The sequence below is a fragment of the Streptomyces sp. NPDC048603 genome, assembly GCF_043199475.1.
In the GTDB taxonomy this organism is placed as follows: Bacteria; Actinomycetota; Actinomycetes; order Streptomycetales; family Streptomycetaceae; genus Streptomyces.
This window is the reverse complement of record NZ_JBICVY010000010.1, coordinates 37842-51695: the sequence shown is the minus strand read 5'-3', so window position 1 is coordinate 51695 and position 13854 is coordinate 37842. Positions and strand designations below refer to the sequence as shown.

General features: G+C 74.0%; 13 protein-coding genes. 5 read left to right on the top strand and 8 right to left on the bottom strand.

The features are described from left to right. Positions 1 to 2: 2 nt before the first annotated feature. Positions 3 to 3548: a BTAD domain-containing putative transcriptional regulator gene (locus tag ACGFQ9_RS24870; RefSeq protein WP_393576626.1), complete on the bottom strand. Its 3546-nt coding sequence runs from the start codon at positions 3546 to 3548 to the stop codon at positions 3 to 5. A 100-nt stretch (positions 3549 to 3648) separates the two neighbouring features. Here ACGFQ9_RS24870 and ACGFQ9_RS24865 point away from each other — a divergent pair, with 100 nt between their 5' ends. After that, positions 3649 to 4449, top strand: coding sequence for a site-2 protease family protein (locus tag ACGFQ9_RS24865; RefSeq protein WP_393576624.1), 801 nt, complete (start codon positions 3649 to 3651; stop codon positions 4447 to 4449). A gap of 37 nt (positions 4450 to 4486) precedes the next feature. On the opposite strand, the gene ACGFQ9_RS24860 is transcribed toward ACGFQ9_RS24865, so the two are convergent. Further along, a complete protein-coding gene (locus ACGFQ9_RS24860) occupies positions 4487 to 4678 on the bottom strand; it encodes a hypothetical protein (RefSeq protein ID WP_393576622.1) in 192 nt (63 codons plus the stop codon). A gap of 126 nt (positions 4679 to 4804) precedes the next feature. Further along, positions 4805 to 5542, bottom strand: a complete 738-nt coding sequence (gene npdG / locus ACGFQ9_RS24855; RefSeq protein WP_393576620.1) for an NADPH-dependent F420 reductase — start codon at positions 5540 to 5542, stop codon at positions 4805 to 4807. Between the two features lie 94 nt (positions 5543 to 5636). Here npdG and ACGFQ9_RS24850 point away from each other — a divergent pair, with 94 nt between their 5' ends. Continuing rightward, positions 5637 to 6278, top strand: a complete 642-nt coding sequence (locus ACGFQ9_RS24850) for a hypothetical protein (RefSeq protein WP_393576618.1) — start codon at positions 5637 to 5639, stop codon at positions 6276 to 6278. Between the two features lie 72 nt (positions 6279 to 6350). Here ACGFQ9_RS24850 and ACGFQ9_RS24845 read toward each other — a convergent pair whose 3' ends face one another. Then, a complete protein-coding gene (locus ACGFQ9_RS24845) occupies positions 6351 to 6596 on the bottom strand; it encodes a hypothetical protein (RefSeq protein WP_393576616.1) in 246 nt (81 codons plus the stop codon). Between the two features lie 58 nt (positions 6597 to 6654). Here ACGFQ9_RS24845 and map point away from each other — a divergent pair, with 58 nt between their 5' ends. Both map and ACGFQ9_RS24835 read left to right on the top strand, forming a co-directional pair. After that, a complete protein-coding gene (gene map / locus ACGFQ9_RS24840; RefSeq protein ID WP_393576615.1) occupies positions 6655 to 7512 on the top strand; it encodes a type I methionyl aminopeptidase in 858 nt (285 codons plus the stop codon). A gap of 170 nt (positions 7513 to 7682) precedes the next feature. Further along, on the top strand, positions 7683 to 8330 hold the full coding sequence (locus ACGFQ9_RS24835) for a heme oxygenase (biliverdin-producing) (protein WP_393576613.1): 648 nt from the start codon (positions 7683 to 7685) through the stop codon (positions 8328 to 8330). Positions 8331 to 8424: 94 nt separating this feature from the next. Here the strand turns inward: ACGFQ9_RS24835 and ACGFQ9_RS24830 are convergent, their stop codons facing one another. The 4 genes from ACGFQ9_RS24830 to ACGFQ9_RS24815 all read right to left on the bottom strand — a co-directional run bounded on the left by ACGFQ9_RS24830 (position 8425) and on the right by ACGFQ9_RS24815 (position 12560). Then, entirely contained in the window at positions 8425 to 8817 is a 393-nt protein-coding gene (locus tag ACGFQ9_RS24830) for a hypothetical protein (protein WP_393576611.1), read from the bottom strand. A 64-nt stretch (positions 8818 to 8881) separates the two neighbouring features. Next, complete coding sequence (locus tag ACGFQ9_RS24825; protein ID WP_393576610.1) at positions 8882 to 9547, bottom strand: PhzF family phenazine biosynthesis protein; 666 nt, start codon at positions 9545 to 9547, stop codon at positions 8882 to 8884. Positions 9548 to 9564: 17 nt separating this feature from the next. After that, complete coding sequence (locus tag ACGFQ9_RS24820) at positions 9565 to 11031, bottom strand: HtaA domain-containing protein (RefSeq protein WP_393576609.1); 1467 nt, start codon at positions 11029 to 11031, stop codon at positions 9565 to 9567. 92 nt (positions 11032 to 11123) lie between these two features. Further along, entirely contained in the window at positions 11124 to 12560 is a 1437-nt protein-coding gene (locus tag ACGFQ9_RS24815; RefSeq protein ID WP_393576608.1) for an HtaA domain-containing protein, read from the bottom strand. A gap of 161 nt (positions 12561 to 12721) precedes the next feature. Here ACGFQ9_RS24815 and ACGFQ9_RS24810 point away from each other — a divergent pair, with 161 nt between their 5' ends. After that, positions 12722 to 13762, top strand: a complete 1041-nt coding sequence (locus tag ACGFQ9_RS24810; protein WP_393577081.1) for a hemin ABC transporter substrate-binding protein — start codon at positions 12722 to 12724, stop codon at positions 13760 to 13762. Positions 13763 to 13854 lie beyond the last annotated feature (92 nt).

Genomic DNA, 13854 nt, shown 5'->3' with positions numbered 1-13854 from the left:
GGTCAGACCAGGGCCGTGGCCTCCTCGATGCCGAGGCCGCCGCCCTCGGCGTACGCCGCCTCGAAGGCGGGGCCTCCGAGCACCGCCCGGGCCCTCTCCTCGGCCCAGGCCGCGCCCTCGCGCTCGGTGGCGACCGGAACGTGCCCCGTGGGCAGGTGGGAGCGGTAGGCGCCGAGCAGCCGGGCCGCGTCGGCGGCGCGCTCCGGACCGCCGAGCCCGGTCAGCGCACCGGCGGCGGTCATCAGGAAGACCGCGGGCAGCTGCGGGAAGACCACCCTCGCCATCGGCTCCTCGACGGTGGCCAGCGCCTGCCGGAGCACCGGACGGGCGTCCTCGTACTTGCCCTCCCGGATGTCCAGCCAGGCCACCAGCCCGAGCAGGAAGGCGTCGAACACCGCGTACGCGCCGAGCGCGAACTCCTCGCGCAGGTACTGCACCTGGGCACGGGCCTCGGCCAGCCGGCCGGTCCGTCCCAGGCGGGTGGCGTAGAACATGCGGGCGGCCGGCATGGCCTCGTTGCCGTACCGCTGCGGGGTGGCGAGCACGTCCGTGAGGATCTCCTCGGCCTGCTCGCCGTCGCCCTGCTCGTGCAGGGCACCGGCCAGCCGCACCCGCAGCACGGTCACCTGGGCCATGGCCCCGAGCCGTTCCGCGTACCCGATCGCGGCCCGGTAGTCCTCGGCGGCCAGGGTGTACTCGCCGCGCTTCTCGCGGGACTCGGCGCGGGCCGAGAGGGCTTCGGCGCAGCCCCAGTCGTCGCCGAGTTCCCGGAAGAGGGCGAGGCTCTCCTCGGCGTCGCGGGCGGCGTCGCCGGCCCAGTCGGCGCGGTTGGCGAGCACGTTGGCGCGGAGCTGGAGGGCGCAGGCCAGGTCCCAGCGGTAGCCGAGCTCCCGGGAGGTGTCCACGCCGGAGTCGATGACCTGCCGGAGCAGCACCACGTCCCCGGAGATCATCACCGCGTAGATCCACAGCCCGGCGGGCAGCCGGCAGATCTGCGGCAGGTCCGGCCGGTACGCCGCGAGCACCCCTTCGATCTGGGTGGCGGTCTCCGGGGTGTGCCAGGCCTCGGCGCCCTGGTCGCGGGAGGCGAGCCGGATCAGCTGGATGCCGCGCCAGCCCTCGGTCAGCAGCTCTCCGTCGTAGGGCGGGGGCGTGTCGACGATCCGCCGGTGGACGGGGCGGGCCGGGGCGACGGGCGGCAGGAACGGATCGGGGCCGAGGGCGGCGGCGGCCTCGGACCAGTGCCGGGACTCCGTCTTGAGGTCGTGCATGATCCAGTACCAGTTGAGGCTGTGGACGAGGCAGAGCACCTCCTGCGCGTCCCGCGCGGCCACGGCCCGGCGCATGGCGGTGCGCAGGTTCTCGTACTCGGTGACGAGCAGCCGGACGGCGGCCCGCTGGTGGTGCCCGCGCAGCAGCGGCTCGGTGGTGCGGGCGAGTTCGCGGTAGTGGACGAGGTGCCGCCGCTCGGTGGCCTCCCGGTCGCCGGGGGCCTCGGCGAGCCGCTCGGCGGCGTACTCGGCGACGGTCTCCAGCAGCCGGTACCGCATCTCCCCGTCCGGCCCGGGGGCGGCGGTGACCAGGGACTTGTCGACCAGCGCACCGAGGAGGCCGGTGACATCGGCGACGGCGGCGGCATCGGCGACGCCGAGGAGACTGACGGCTGCCTGCGCGTCGTCGCCGCAGACCGCCTCGACGGCGGCCAGGTCACAGCCGCCGGCGAAGACCGACAGGCGGCGCAGCACGGTGCGCTCGGCCCCGTCCAGCAGGTCCCAGGACCAGTCGACCACGGCCCTCAGGGTCTGCTGCCGGGGCAGTACGGTGCGGCTGCCGCTGGTCAGCAGGCGGAAGCGGTCGTCCAGCCGGTCCGCGATCTGCCGCGGTGTCAGCAGCCGCAGCCGGGCCGCGGCCAGCTCGATGGCGAGGGGCAGCCCGTCCAGGCGGCGGCAGATCTCGGCCGCCGCGGCCGGGTCCTCGTCCGTCCGGAAGCCGGGAAGGGCGGCGGCGCCGCGGTCCTGGAGGAGCCGCAGCGCGACGGGGTCCGGCAACGGCTCCACCGGCCGCAGGGTCTCCCCCGGCACGCCGAGCGGCTCGCGGCTGGTCGCCAGGATCCGTACGCCCGGGCAGCGGGCCAGGAGCTCCTCGGCGAGCCGGGCGGCGGCCTCGACCACGTGCTCGCAGTTGTCCAGCAGGATCAGCAGGCGGCGCCGGGAGCAGAACTCCACGAGCCGTTCCAGCGGGTCGTCGCCGGTCCGGTCGACCATGGCCCGCAGCTCCTCCGCGGCGCCGCCGCGAAGCTTGGTCTCGCGGCCGCCGAGTGCGGCCAGGGCCGCCTCCGGGACGTCCTCGGGATCGTCCACGGGCGCGAGCTCGACCAGCCACACCCCGTCGGGCCAGCCGGCCCCGCCGGTACCCTCTGCGGCCTCCTGCGACAGCCGGGTCTTCCCGGCCCCGCCGGGCCCGAGCAGCGTCACCAGCCGGGACCCCGCGAGATCCCGCCCGATGACCCGGATGTCCTCCTCCCGCCCGACGAACGTGGTGAGCCGCACCCGCAGATTCCCCACGGGCGGACCGTCGACGTGCGGGACGGCCCGGCCGTGGGGCGCGGGCGCGACCGCGGGAGCCGCCCGGCCGCCGGGGGCAGCCGGGCCGGCCGGGGTGTCGGGGGCGGGGGCTCCGCCCGAAGCGGGCGGGCCGTCCCATGGGACGGAGGTGGCGGCGTGGCCGCCGCCGGGGGCGGCCAGACCCGCGCGGTCCGCGTGGTCCGCGTGGCCGGGACGGTCGGCAAGTACGGAACGGTCGGCGGCAGGTGCGGTGGATGGGGCGGGTGTCGGTGTGAGGAGTTCGGCGTGGAGGGACGTCAGGGCGGGGCCGGGGTCCGTGCCCAGGCGGGCGGCGAGGTCGCGGCGGACCTCCTCGTACGCGGCCAGGGCCTCGGCCGGGCGGCCGGCGTCGCGCAGCGCCCTGATGCGCAGGGCCTGGAGGCGTTCGTCCAGGGGCCGCTCCGCGCACAGCGCGGTGAGTTCCGGCAGGACCCGGTCCGGTTCTCCCAGTGCCAGTTCCGCGGCGAGTCTGCCCCGGCGCGCGTCCAGGCGTACGGCCTCCCACCGCGCGGCCTCGGCTGCCGGGTCCGGCAGGTCGGCGAGGGCGGGGCCGCGCCACAGCGCGAGCGCGTCCCGGTAGAGGGCGGCGGCCCGGGCGTGGTCACCGGCCGCCAGGGCGCGCGCGGCGTCCCGGGTGAGCTCGTCGAACCGGAACAGGTCGACGTCCCCGCGGTCGGCGGCGAGCCGGTAGCCGCGCGCGTCGGAGGCGACGGCGGCGTGCCCGACGGCCCGGCGCAGCCGGCCGACCAGCGCCTGCAGCGCGGCGACGGCGTCGGCGGGCGGGCTGCCGTCCCAGACCTCCGCGACCAGCACCTCCGACGGCACCACCCGCCCCGGCCGCAACGCGAGCGCGGTCAGCAGGGCGCGCAGCCGCGCGCCGCCGAGCGCGACGGGGCTGCCGTCGTCGCGGACCGCCTGGGCACTGCCGAGAATCGCATAACGCACCGCCCCATTGTCGCCGTTGACGTCCGGGCCCCGCCCCTGAGTTCCGTCCGGGACCGGCCCGCCGGTCCGGGTGTCACGGACGGCGGGTATGTTGCCGCGCATGGGTCACACGGCAAGCCGCGGCGAGCGGCAGATCAGTTCCGTCTTCCTCGGCATCGTCGCGATCATGGCGGTGACCGGCTGGGCCGTGTGGACCGGCTACGCCGCCAGCGCCGGCCTCGCGATCTTCCTCTTCGTGACCTCCGCCTGGATCGTGTCGCTCTGCCTGCACGAGTACGCGCACGCCCGCACCGCCCTGCACAGCGGGGACCTGACCGTTGGGGCCAAGGGCTACCTGACCCTGAACCCGCTCAAGTACACGCATGTCCTGCTCAGCGTCGTCCTGCCGGTGCTGTTCGTGATCCTGGGCGGCCTGGGCCTGCCCGGCGGTGCCGTGTACATCGAGCGGGGCCGGATCCAGAAGCGCTGGCAGCACAGCCTGATCTCGGCCGCCGGCCCGCTCACCAACGTGGCGTTCGCCGCCGTGTGCACGGCCCCGTTCTGGCTGAACGCGCTCGACGGGGTGCCGCCCGCGTTCCGCTTCGCGCTGGCCTTCCTGGCGCTGCTGCAGGTCTCGGCGGCGATCCTGAACTTCCTGCCGGTCCCGGGCCTGGACGGCTACGGGGTCATCGAGCCCTGGCTGTCGTACAACGTGCGGCGGCAGGTGGAGCCGCTGGCCCCGTTCGGGCTGATCGCGGTCTTCGCGCTGCTGTGGATCCCGGAGGTCAACCGGTTCTTCTTCGACGTGGTGTACGCCCTGCTCGGCGCGCTGGGCGTGTCCGACCTGGAGTGGTACTGCGGCTGGGACCTGTACCGCTTCTGGCAGTCCGGCGAGGGCATCTGCGAGACGGCGGCCGGCTGACGCCGCGCGGCGCCGGCGCCCCGCCCGCGTAGAGGGCCTAGCCCAGCCGGGCCGCCCGCGCCGCCTTCTCGGCCTTCGCCTTGCGCAGGTAGAACCAGGCCATGTTGGAGGTCAGGCCGGCGAGCAGCACCCACACGATCCCGAGGAAGCTGCCCTCCACGAAGGCGACCACGGCCGCGGCCACGGAGAGCGCGCAGACGACAAGGGCGAACACGGCAAGGCGGGGCATGGGGCAGAGCTCCTCGGGGACACCGGTGGGTAATGCCCCACCAGTGTCCCCCATGCCACGCAGGGCCCTCGTAAGGGCTCACTCCCCGGGCCCCGCGAGAGCCCCGGACAGGGCCCGGACAAGGGCTCAGACGTCGGTGATGCGGAGGCCCGCGTGGGCCTTGTAGCGGCGGTTGACCGAGATCAGGTTGGCGACCAGGGCCTCGACCTGGTGGGCGTTGCGCAGGCGGCCGGAGAAGACGCCGCGCATGCCGGGGATGCGGGCGCAGAGCGCCTGGACCAGGTCGGTGTCGGCGCGGGACTCGCCGAGCACCATCACGTCGGTGTCGATCTCCGCCACGGACTCGTCCTGGAGCAGCACGGCCGAGAGGTGGTGGAAGGCGGCGGTGACCCGGGAGCCGGGCAGCAGGGCGGCGGCCTGCTCGGCGGCGGAGCCCTCCTCCGGCTTGAGGGCGTAGGCGCCCTGCTTGTCGAAGCCGAGCGGGTTGACGCAGTCGATCACCAGCTTGCCCGCGAGGTCCTCGCGCAGCGACTCCAGGGTCTTGGCGTGCCCCTCCCAGGGCACCGCCACGATCACGACGTCGCTGCGGCGCGCGCACTCCGCGTTGTCCGCGCCCTCGATGCCCAGGCCCAGCTCCTCGGCGGCGGCGACGGCCCGCTCGGCCGCCCGCGAGCCGATGATCACCTTCTGGCCGGCCCGGCCGAACCGGTAGGCGAGGCCGCGGCCCTGGTCGCCGGTGCCGCCGAGGACGCCGATGACCAGGCCGGATACGTCCGGCAGGTCCCAGGGGTCCTTCGCGGGGGCCTTGGCGGGGGCGGCGGCGGGCGTGCCGCCGGTGCTGTTGCTGCTGTCGGTGGAGGTCATGGAGGCGAGGGTACTGCCGGGTAGCGCAAGGCCGAACGGGTGAGGCCCGGGGAATCGTCCGCCGTTGCGCCTTTCGTGCGGCAGGATGCGGCGCATGGACGCCGTCAGGGTCGCGCTGCTGCGCGAGGTGCTCGCCGGCACGGAGTGGCCGGGGGCGGCCCGCCGGTTCGCGGGGACGCTGCGGCGGTCGGTGGTGCCGTCCGGCGGCGGTCTGCTGCTGGTGGGCACCGAGGAGTACGAGCCGTGGCACCTGGCGGCGCACCTGACGGACGAGGCGGCCTGGTCCGGGCTGCCGGAGCTGGTGCCCACTCTGGTCCGGCACCGGGTGCCGCCCGGCGGGCCGTCCCACCTGTCGGTGGGGCTGGGCAGGCTGGAGGCGTCCCGGCGCGGCGAGACCCTGCTGGTGGTGGCGCCCGAGCGGCCCCCGGCCGGTCTGCTGGAGCGGGTGCACGGCGCCCGGCGGGCCGGGGCGACCGTGCTGTCCCTGGACGGCGGCGACGCGGAGCTGAGTGCCCTGGCGCACGAGGCGCTGTCGGTGCCGGCGGGCGCGGACCCGGCCCTGGACCCGGCCCGGGCCCTGGACCTGGACACGGTGCAGCACCTGGTCAGCGCGGCGGCCGGGGAGAACACCGTGCCCGCGCGCCGGGGTCCGCGCCGGACGGGGGCGGACCCCGCACGGGCGAAGGGGGGAGACCGGGGGCGGGACCGGCTGGCGCGGCTGGCCGGCCGCTGGTGAGGCGGAGGCCGCCGGCCGGTGGCGGGACCGGACCCGCCGGTGCCGGTGGCCGGACGGGGGCCGCCGTAGCGGTCAGGGGCCGCCGGTGGCCGTGCCCTCGCCCTCCTCGCGGGAGACGTCGTTCCACTTGGGGTCGGTCTGCCATTCGAGGTTGCGCTCCTGGGCGGTCTCCATCGCGTGGGACGCCTCCTCCGGAGTGCCGTACGGCCCGAACCGGTCCTTGGCCGGGCACTCGGGGCCCTCTTCCACCTTCCGGTGGACCAGGCAGTAGTACCACTCACCCGGTTTGCCGACCTGGCGCTTCTTGAACAGAGCCATCCTGTGCTCCTTCCTCTGCCGCCATGCTGCCCGATCCCCGCTGGATACACTCGCATGCATGTCTGGCCAGTCGCTGCTCGTACCGGGGACGCTCTCCCCCACCCGTTCCGTACCCGGAAACATCCGCCGTCCCGAGTACGTGGGGAAGCCCGCGCCCACTCCCTATTCCGGACCGGAGGTGCAGTCGGCCGAGACGATCGAGGCCATGCGCATCGCCGGCCGGATCGCCGCCCAGGCGATGGAGGAGGCGGCCAAGCTGATCGCCCCGGGCGTGACCACCGACGCCCTGGACCGGGTCGCACACGAATACATGTGCGACCACGGCGCCTACCCGTCGACACTGGGCTACCGGGGCTTCCCCAAGTCGCTGTGCGCCTCGGTCAACGAGGTCATCTGCCACGGCATCCCGGACTCCACGGTGCTGCGGGACGGCGACATCGTGAACCTGGACGTCACCGCGTACATCGGCGGCGTGCACGGCGACAACAACGCCACCTACCTGTGCGGGGACGTCGACGAGGAGTCGCGGCTCCTGGTCGAGCGCACCCGGGAGGCTCTGAAGCGGGCCATCAACGCGGTCAAGCCGGGCCGCCAGGTCAACATCATCGGCCGGGTCATCGAGTCGTACGCGAAGCGCTTCGGCTACGGCGTGGTGCGGGACTTCACCGGCCACGGCATCAACTCCTCGTTCCACTCCGGCCTGATCATCCCGCACTACGACAGCCCGCACGCCACCACCGTGATCGAGCCCGGGATGACCTTCACCATCGAGCCGATGCTGACGCTGGGCACCCACGAGTACGACATGTGGGAGGACGGCTGGACCGTGGTCACCAAGGACCGGAAGCGGACCGCGCAGTTCGAGCACACCCTGGTGGTGACGGAGGGCGGCGCGGACATCCTCACCCTCCCGTAGGGCTTCCGGCGCGGGCGATTTCCGACCGGCACGTTTTCCGCGGTGCCGGACCGGGGAAGCATTTACCGACAGCCTGTCGGCAACACGTTGACTTAGGTAAGCCTAAGTAGCAGGATCGGGTGTGGCGGCGCTGCCGCCGCACCCGTCCGCCTTCCTCTGGAGGTCCTGTCTTGGACGCCTTCTCCACCGTCATCCGCGTCGCGTCGCACGAGCAGCACACCGAGGCCGAGTCCTCCAGCTTCATGAGCGACCTGCTGGGCGGCCGACTCGGGGTGGACGCCTACGCGCGCTACACCGAGCAGCTGTGGTTCGTCTACCGGGCCCTGGAGGACGGGGCCGAGGCCCTGAGGGACGACCCGGTGGCCGGTCCCTTCATACGGCCCGAACTGATGCGGGTGGCCGAGATCGAACGGGACCTGGCGCACCTGCGCGGGCCGCGGTGGCGCGAGACCGCCGTCGCCCTGCCGGCCACCGAGGCGTACGCGGCCCGGGTCGCGCACTGCGCGGACGGCTGGCCCGGGGGCTACGTGGCCCACCACTACACCCGCTACCTCGGCGACCTCTCCGGTGGTCAGATCATCCGCGACAAGGCGGAGCGGACCTGGGGATTCGAGCGGAAGGGCGACGGCGTCCGCTTCTACGTCTTCGAGGCGATCGACAACCCGGCGGCGTTCAAGCGGATGTACCGCGGGCTGCTGGACGCGATCGCGGCCGACGACCTGGAGAAGCAGCGCATCATCGACGAGTGCAAGCTCGCCTTCGACTTCAACGGCGCGGTCTTCCGCGAGCTGGGCGCGGAGTTCCCGCTGAGCGCCTGACCGCGACCGGATCCCCGCCGGACCGGGCCCCGGCAGGGGGCCCGGTCCGGCGTGCGGACACGCCGACGTGCGGACGTGCCGACGTGCGGACGGCTCAGTCGTCCTCGTCCTCGTAGTCCACGCCGTAGCTCTTGTCCCACTCCACCTGCGTCATGCCGTAGAGGTCATGGCAGTTGAGCCCCTTGGTGTTGTCACCCCAGCTGTCCGGATCCTGCTTCGCGTACGCGCAGGTGCTGATCCGGTGCTGCTTCTCGGCCTCCTCCACGGTGTCGACCTGGTCGGCGTAGAGGAGCCCCGTGAAGACGGCGGTGGCGACCAGCGAGGCGACGGCTATCACGCCGCCGACCAGCGCGAGGGGGCTCCCCTGCTTCTGCGGCCCGGCGACCGGCGGCTGGGGAACACCGACCGCACCGACCTGGTAGGCGGGCTGCTGCTGCGGGATGTACGGCTCCGGCGGTACGGGCGGCTGGGGCGGCGGCGTGGTCACATGACCTCCTGGGCAGGGCCGTTCGTTCTCAAACGGCGTTCAAGGGAGCCATTCTGTCAAGCCGTCAGTTTCTCACCCCGGAATCGGCGAAACGCACCCGTCCGCCGATCTCGATCGTGCCGTCGGGTCCCGGCGCAGTCAGGATCTGCGAGCCCGCACCCTGGGTGATGTTCAGGGCCCGGTTCAGCTCCGCCGTGAGCAGCAGCGCCGCCGAACCGGTCGCCTCGTCCTCGGTGATGACGCCGTCCGGGCGGCGCGGGAAACCGCGGGCCCGGACCCGGCCCGCGGTCTCGTCCTCCCAGGCCCAGGCGTAGAGCCAGCCCTCGCCGGGCGGGGGCGCCGGAAGCGCGTCCACCTCCGCCGGACTGGCGTACTGCTGCGTCCGCTTGGCCGTGACCCACTCCGGGCGGGCCGTGATCCAGGTGAACTCGCCGTCGTCGCGCGCCCAGACCGGCCCGGCGGGCGGGTTCAGCTCCTCTATGTCCAGCAGCCAGGCCACCCCGACCAGCGGATGCCCGGCGAAGGACATCCGCGTGCCGGGGGTCCGTATGTCGACGATCCCGCGCTCGGGGTCGTCGACGAACACCGTCTCGCTGTAGCCGAGTTCGGCCGCGAGGGCCTGCCTGCCGGCGTCGTCGGGGCAGGTACGCCCGTCCCGGACGACACCGAGCCGGTTGCCGTACCGTCCGTCACCCGCGCAGAAGACCAGGAGCACATCGAGATCGTTCACGCGGGCATTGAAACACGTCAGCGCCGCAGCGTCCGGCTCCGCCGGGCGAGGAGAACGGAGCCGGCGCCTGCGGCGACGACCACGCCGGAGGCGGCGAGCAGGCTGCCGGCCGGCACCTCGGCGCCGGTCGAGGCCAGGCTGCCGCCGCCCTGGGCGGTGGTGCCGCCGCCGGAGGTGCCGCCAGCGCCCGCCGGGAGGGCCGCGCCCTTGTCCACGGCCACGGACAGCGTCAGCGGGTCGATGGCCTGGCCCTCCCGGTACATCGAGCCGGTGGTGCCGTTGGCGAAGACGGCGGCGCCCGCCGCGGTGAAGGCGGCCGGAACCCCGTTCAGCGCCAGTACGCCGTTGACCGCGCGGTAGTCGGCCTTCGACAGGTCGAGGGTGGCGAAGGGGAGCGCCGTCTTCGTGCCGGAGGCGGTCCTGACGTCGAGCAGCAGGGTTCCGGTCTTCCCGGACGCCTGTACGCGCGGGTTGCCGAAGGTCATGTCGATGCCGTGGGCGGCGTACAGGAAGCGCAGGCTGCCGTTGAAGGAGGCGTTCAGCTTCTTGTTCTTCGTGTCGAGGTCGCCCTTGCCGAGGGTGAAGTCGAAGAGTTCGCCGTTCCGTACGGCGCCTCCGGCCGGGGTGACCGTACCGCCCGCGTTCTGCACGTAGCTCCGGAAGGACTCCTTCATGCCCCAGGTCGCCTTGCCCGCGACGAGCTTCTGCGGACCGGCCGGGGCCGGGCTGCCCGTCCGCGGCGGGGTGGGGGTCTTGGTCGGGCTCTGGGTCTTGGTCGGGCTCGGCGTCTTGGTCGGCGCCCCGGTCGGCGTCGGGGCCTTGGTCGGGGACTTCGTCGAGGTCGGGGAGGGGGTGGTGCCGGAGCTGCCCGTGGGCTTCGGGCTCGGCTGCGCGAACTGCAGCTTCGCGGTGAGCGGGTCTCCCGGCTTGTTCTCGTACGTGGCCGAGCCGAGGGAGTCCGCGGCCTGCTTGGTGAGGGTGGTGGCCAGCCCCGTCATGTCCGGGCCGGTGAAGGCCGCGGTGGCCAGCGGCACGTCCTGCGCGGTGGCGCCGCCCTTGGTGACGTCCGCGGTCACCTGCCGGGTGCCGCTGTCGATGCGGAAGTCGGAGAGCCTGACCTCGAAGCCGTGGCCGGTGGGCGGGGCGGGCGAGAAGAAGGTGACGCTGCCCTTGAAGGCCGCCTTGACCACGTGGGTGGCCGGGTCGTACTGGCCGGTGGCGGAACCGAATCGGAAGGTGCCGTCGGCGTTGCGCTGCGCCCCGTCCGCGACGGTGATCGTGCCGGCGGCCATGCCCGTCACGTACGCGCGGTAGCTCGCCTTGACCCCCCAGTCCAGGGTGCCGCCGGTGATCTGCAGCGGGGTGGCGGGGCGTTCCGCCGCGGCCGCGGCGCCGGGGAGGGACAGGGTGGTCGCGCCCAGGGCGACGGCGGTGAGGGCCGCCGCCGCGAGGGCGAGCGGGCTGCGGTAAGGAGAGGAGGACATGACTGAGGAGCTCCTGAACGAAGGGGAAGAGGAGGAGAGGAGAGGAGAAGAAAAGAGAGGGGGTAGGGAGGAGAAGGGGGGGCGGACGGGGGTCAGTCCTGCGAGGCCGGGGCTTCGGACGCCCGGCGCCTGCGGATGGCCAGGTAGGCGCCGCCGGCGGCCAGGACCAGCGCGGCCGCGCCGAACCCGATGTACATCCCCGCGTCCGGGCCCGAACCGGAGTCCCCGGCGGAGGCCGCCGCGGAGGCGGAGGGCTTCCCCTCCGGGGCGGGAGCCGGCGGGGGCGCGCCGATGGAGGAGCCGAGGTCGGGCAGGGCAGGCAGTCTCGCCGAATCGTCGAGCGCGACCGACAGCGAGACCGGGTCCATCTCCGTGCCCGCCTTGTACATGGAGTCGAAGGCCTTGGACCCGCCCTCGGTGAGGGTGGCGGGGGCTTCGGTGACGGTGGCCAGCCCGCCCTCGCGCTTCAGGCCCTTGGCGTCGAACTCGACCAGCGGGACCGCGGGTTCGGTGCGCCCGCCGGTGGTGACATCGGCGGACAGCACGCCCCTGCCGTCGCCGACCTTGACGGTGACCTTGCCGAGCTTGAGGTCGAGGTGGGCCCCGGTGAAGCGGACGGCGCCGGCGAAGGCGGCGTCAAGGGTGCCCTTCCGGTCATCGTAGGAGCCCTTGCCCCGGGGGAAGCGGAACAGTGCACCCCCGTCCTGGGCGTCTTCGGTGAGCTCCCACTTGCCCTGCCCGATCGGTCCGGTCACGTACTCGCGGAAGGTGCGGCGGACTCCCCAGTCGACGGCGGCGTCGGCGAAGGCCCCCTGTTCCTGCGGGGTGCCGCCCGGTGTGCCGGCGGCGGGCGGGGCACTCGGCGAGGGGGATGCCGCGCCCGGAGCCCGCACGTCCGCGGACAGCGTCACCGGGTCGAGCTTCGTGCCCGCCGGGTAGTAGCCGGCGAAGGACCGCGCGCCTTCCTCGGTGAGGGCGGCGGGCACGCCGTCCAGAGCGATCCGGTCGCCGCCCCCGCCCTTGAGGTTCGCCAGATGGGGTCCGGTCAGGGCGAGCGAGGCGAAGGCCACACCCTTCTGCTCGGTGACGGTGCCGGTGCCCTTGGCCCGGCCCACCACGTCCACGTAGAGGGTGCCGCTACTGCCCGTGATCCTGACGGTGGGGCGGCGCACGGTGAGGTCCAGTTCGTAGGAGCCGTCCGGCTTCTGATGGCCCTGGAACTGCACCCCACCGGTGAACGCGGCCTCCAGGATGCCCGCTTCGGCGTCGTGGGAGCCGGTGGCGGAGTGGAAGCGGAACAGGCTTCCACCGGCCGTGGCGGCACCTTCCTTCAGCCGGAAAGCGCCTTTTCCGATGGGTCCGGTCACATAACTCTGGAAGGAGGATTTCACTCCCCAGTCGAGCCGGCCGCCCTGCACCGTGCGGGGCGCGGCCTCGGCGGCGCCCGCCGGGACCAGTACCACCGAGAGGGCCGCCAGCAAGGCCATCGGGAGTACGGCGCCGAGCGCGCGGGCTGGTCGTACGGACATGAAAGTCCCCTTCAGGGCACGATGAGTAAGGTTAGGCTAACCTAAGTCATCTCGGCCCGGGTTTGGCAAGCCCCGGGTCCCCATACCATCGAAATCCGGACCCGGCCGGACGAGCCGGACGACAGGACGGTGCCTTCGTGCCCACACAGGACGGTGCCTTCGTGCCCACGCCCGCCAGACCGACCCCCCTGCGCCGCGCGGTCGTCGCGCTGGCCGCCCTGGCCCTCGCCCTGACGGGCTGTAGCACGGACAGCGGCAGCGGCGGCAGCGGCCCGGCGGCCGCCCCCGCCCCGTCCACCGCCCCGGACCGGGTGGAGCCCCTGGCCTCCGTCCCCGCACCGGCCCTGCCGGTCACGGTCCGCTCGGCCGACGGCCGGCAGGTCACCGTCGCCTCGGCCGACCGGATCGTGCCGCTCACCGGAAGCCTCAGCGAGATCGTGCACACCCTCGGGCTGGGCGGAAAGGTCGTCGCCCGGGACATCACCACCACCTTCGAACAGGCCGCGCGGCTCCCGGTGGTGACCCGGGCCCACGACGTGTCGGCGGAGAGCGTGCTGTCGCTGCGCCCCACGCTGGTGCTCGCGGAGACCACGACCGGCCCCGTCGAGGCGGTGCAGCAGATCCGTGACGCCGGGATCCCGCTGCTGGTGCTCCCCCCGGCCAAGTCCCTGGACGACGTACCGGAACGGATCCGCGCGGTGGCCGGGGCGCTGGGGGTCCCGCAGGCCGGCGCCGAGCTCGAACGGCGCACCGCGGACCGGATCACGGCCGTCCGAGGCACCGTGCCGGGCGCCGCCGCCCCGAAGAAGCCCCGGGTCGCCTTCCTCTACCTGCGCGGCTCCGCCTCCGTCTACCTGCTGGGCGGCGCCGACTCCGGGGCCTCCTCGCTGCTGGAGGCGGCCGGTGCGGCGGACGCGGGCAAGGAGTCGGGGCTGGCGAAGGACTTCACCCCGATCACCAGCGAGGCGCTGGCCGCCGCCGCGCCCGACGCGATCCTCGTCATGGCCAAGGGACTGGAATCGGTCGGCGGGATCGACGGGCTCGTGAAGATCCCGGGCGTCGCACAGACCCCGGCCGGGCTGGACCGCCGCGTGGTCACCGTGGACGACGGCCTGCTCCTCAACTACGGCCCCCGCACCGACCAGGTACTGGCCTCCCTCATCGCCCAGCTCTACCGCCCGGGCGCGGCGGGCGCGAAGTGACCGCGCCCCACGACGAGTTGCGCGGCACGCCTCCCGCGGCCCCCGGACCGCACTCCTCCGGACCGGACTCTCCCGGACCGCACCCCACCGGA

What these genes read in the sequence shown, in the direction of transcription:
- ACGFQ9_RS24845 (WP_393576616.1), bottom strand. Translation starts at nt 6,596, where the DNA reads ATGGCTCTGTTCAAGAAGCGCCAGGTCGGCAAACCGGGTGAGTGGTAC.
- npdG (WP_393576620.1), bottom strand. Translation starts at nt 5,542, where the DNA reads ATGACCTCCACCGACAGCAGCAACAGCACCGGCGGCACGCCCGCCGCC.
- ACGFQ9_RS24815 (WP_393576608.1), bottom strand. Translation starts at nt 12,560, where the DNA reads ATGTCCGTACGACCAGCCCGCGCGCTCGGCGCCGTACTCCCGATGGCC.
- map (WP_393576615.1), top strand. Translation starts at nt 6,655, where the DNA reads ATGTCTGGCCAGTCGCTGCTCGTACCGGGGACGCTCTCCCCCACCCGT.
- ACGFQ9_RS24865 (WP_393576624.1), top strand. Translation starts at nt 3,649, where the DNA reads ATGGGTCACACGGCAAGCCGCGGCGAGCGGCAGATCAGTTCCGTCTTC.
- ACGFQ9_RS24820 (WP_393576609.1), bottom strand. Translation starts at nt 11,031, where the DNA reads ATGTCCTCCTCTCCTTACCGCAGCCCGCTCGCCCTCGCGGCGGCGGCC.
- ACGFQ9_RS24850 (WP_393576618.1), top strand. Translation starts at nt 5,637, where the DNA reads ATGGACGCCGTCAGGGTCGCGCTGCTGCGCGAGGTGCTCGCCGGCACG.
- ACGFQ9_RS24860 (WP_393576622.1), bottom strand. Translation starts at nt 4,678, where the DNA reads ATGCCCCGCCTTGCCGTGTTCGCCCTTGTCGTCTGCGCGCTCTCCGTG.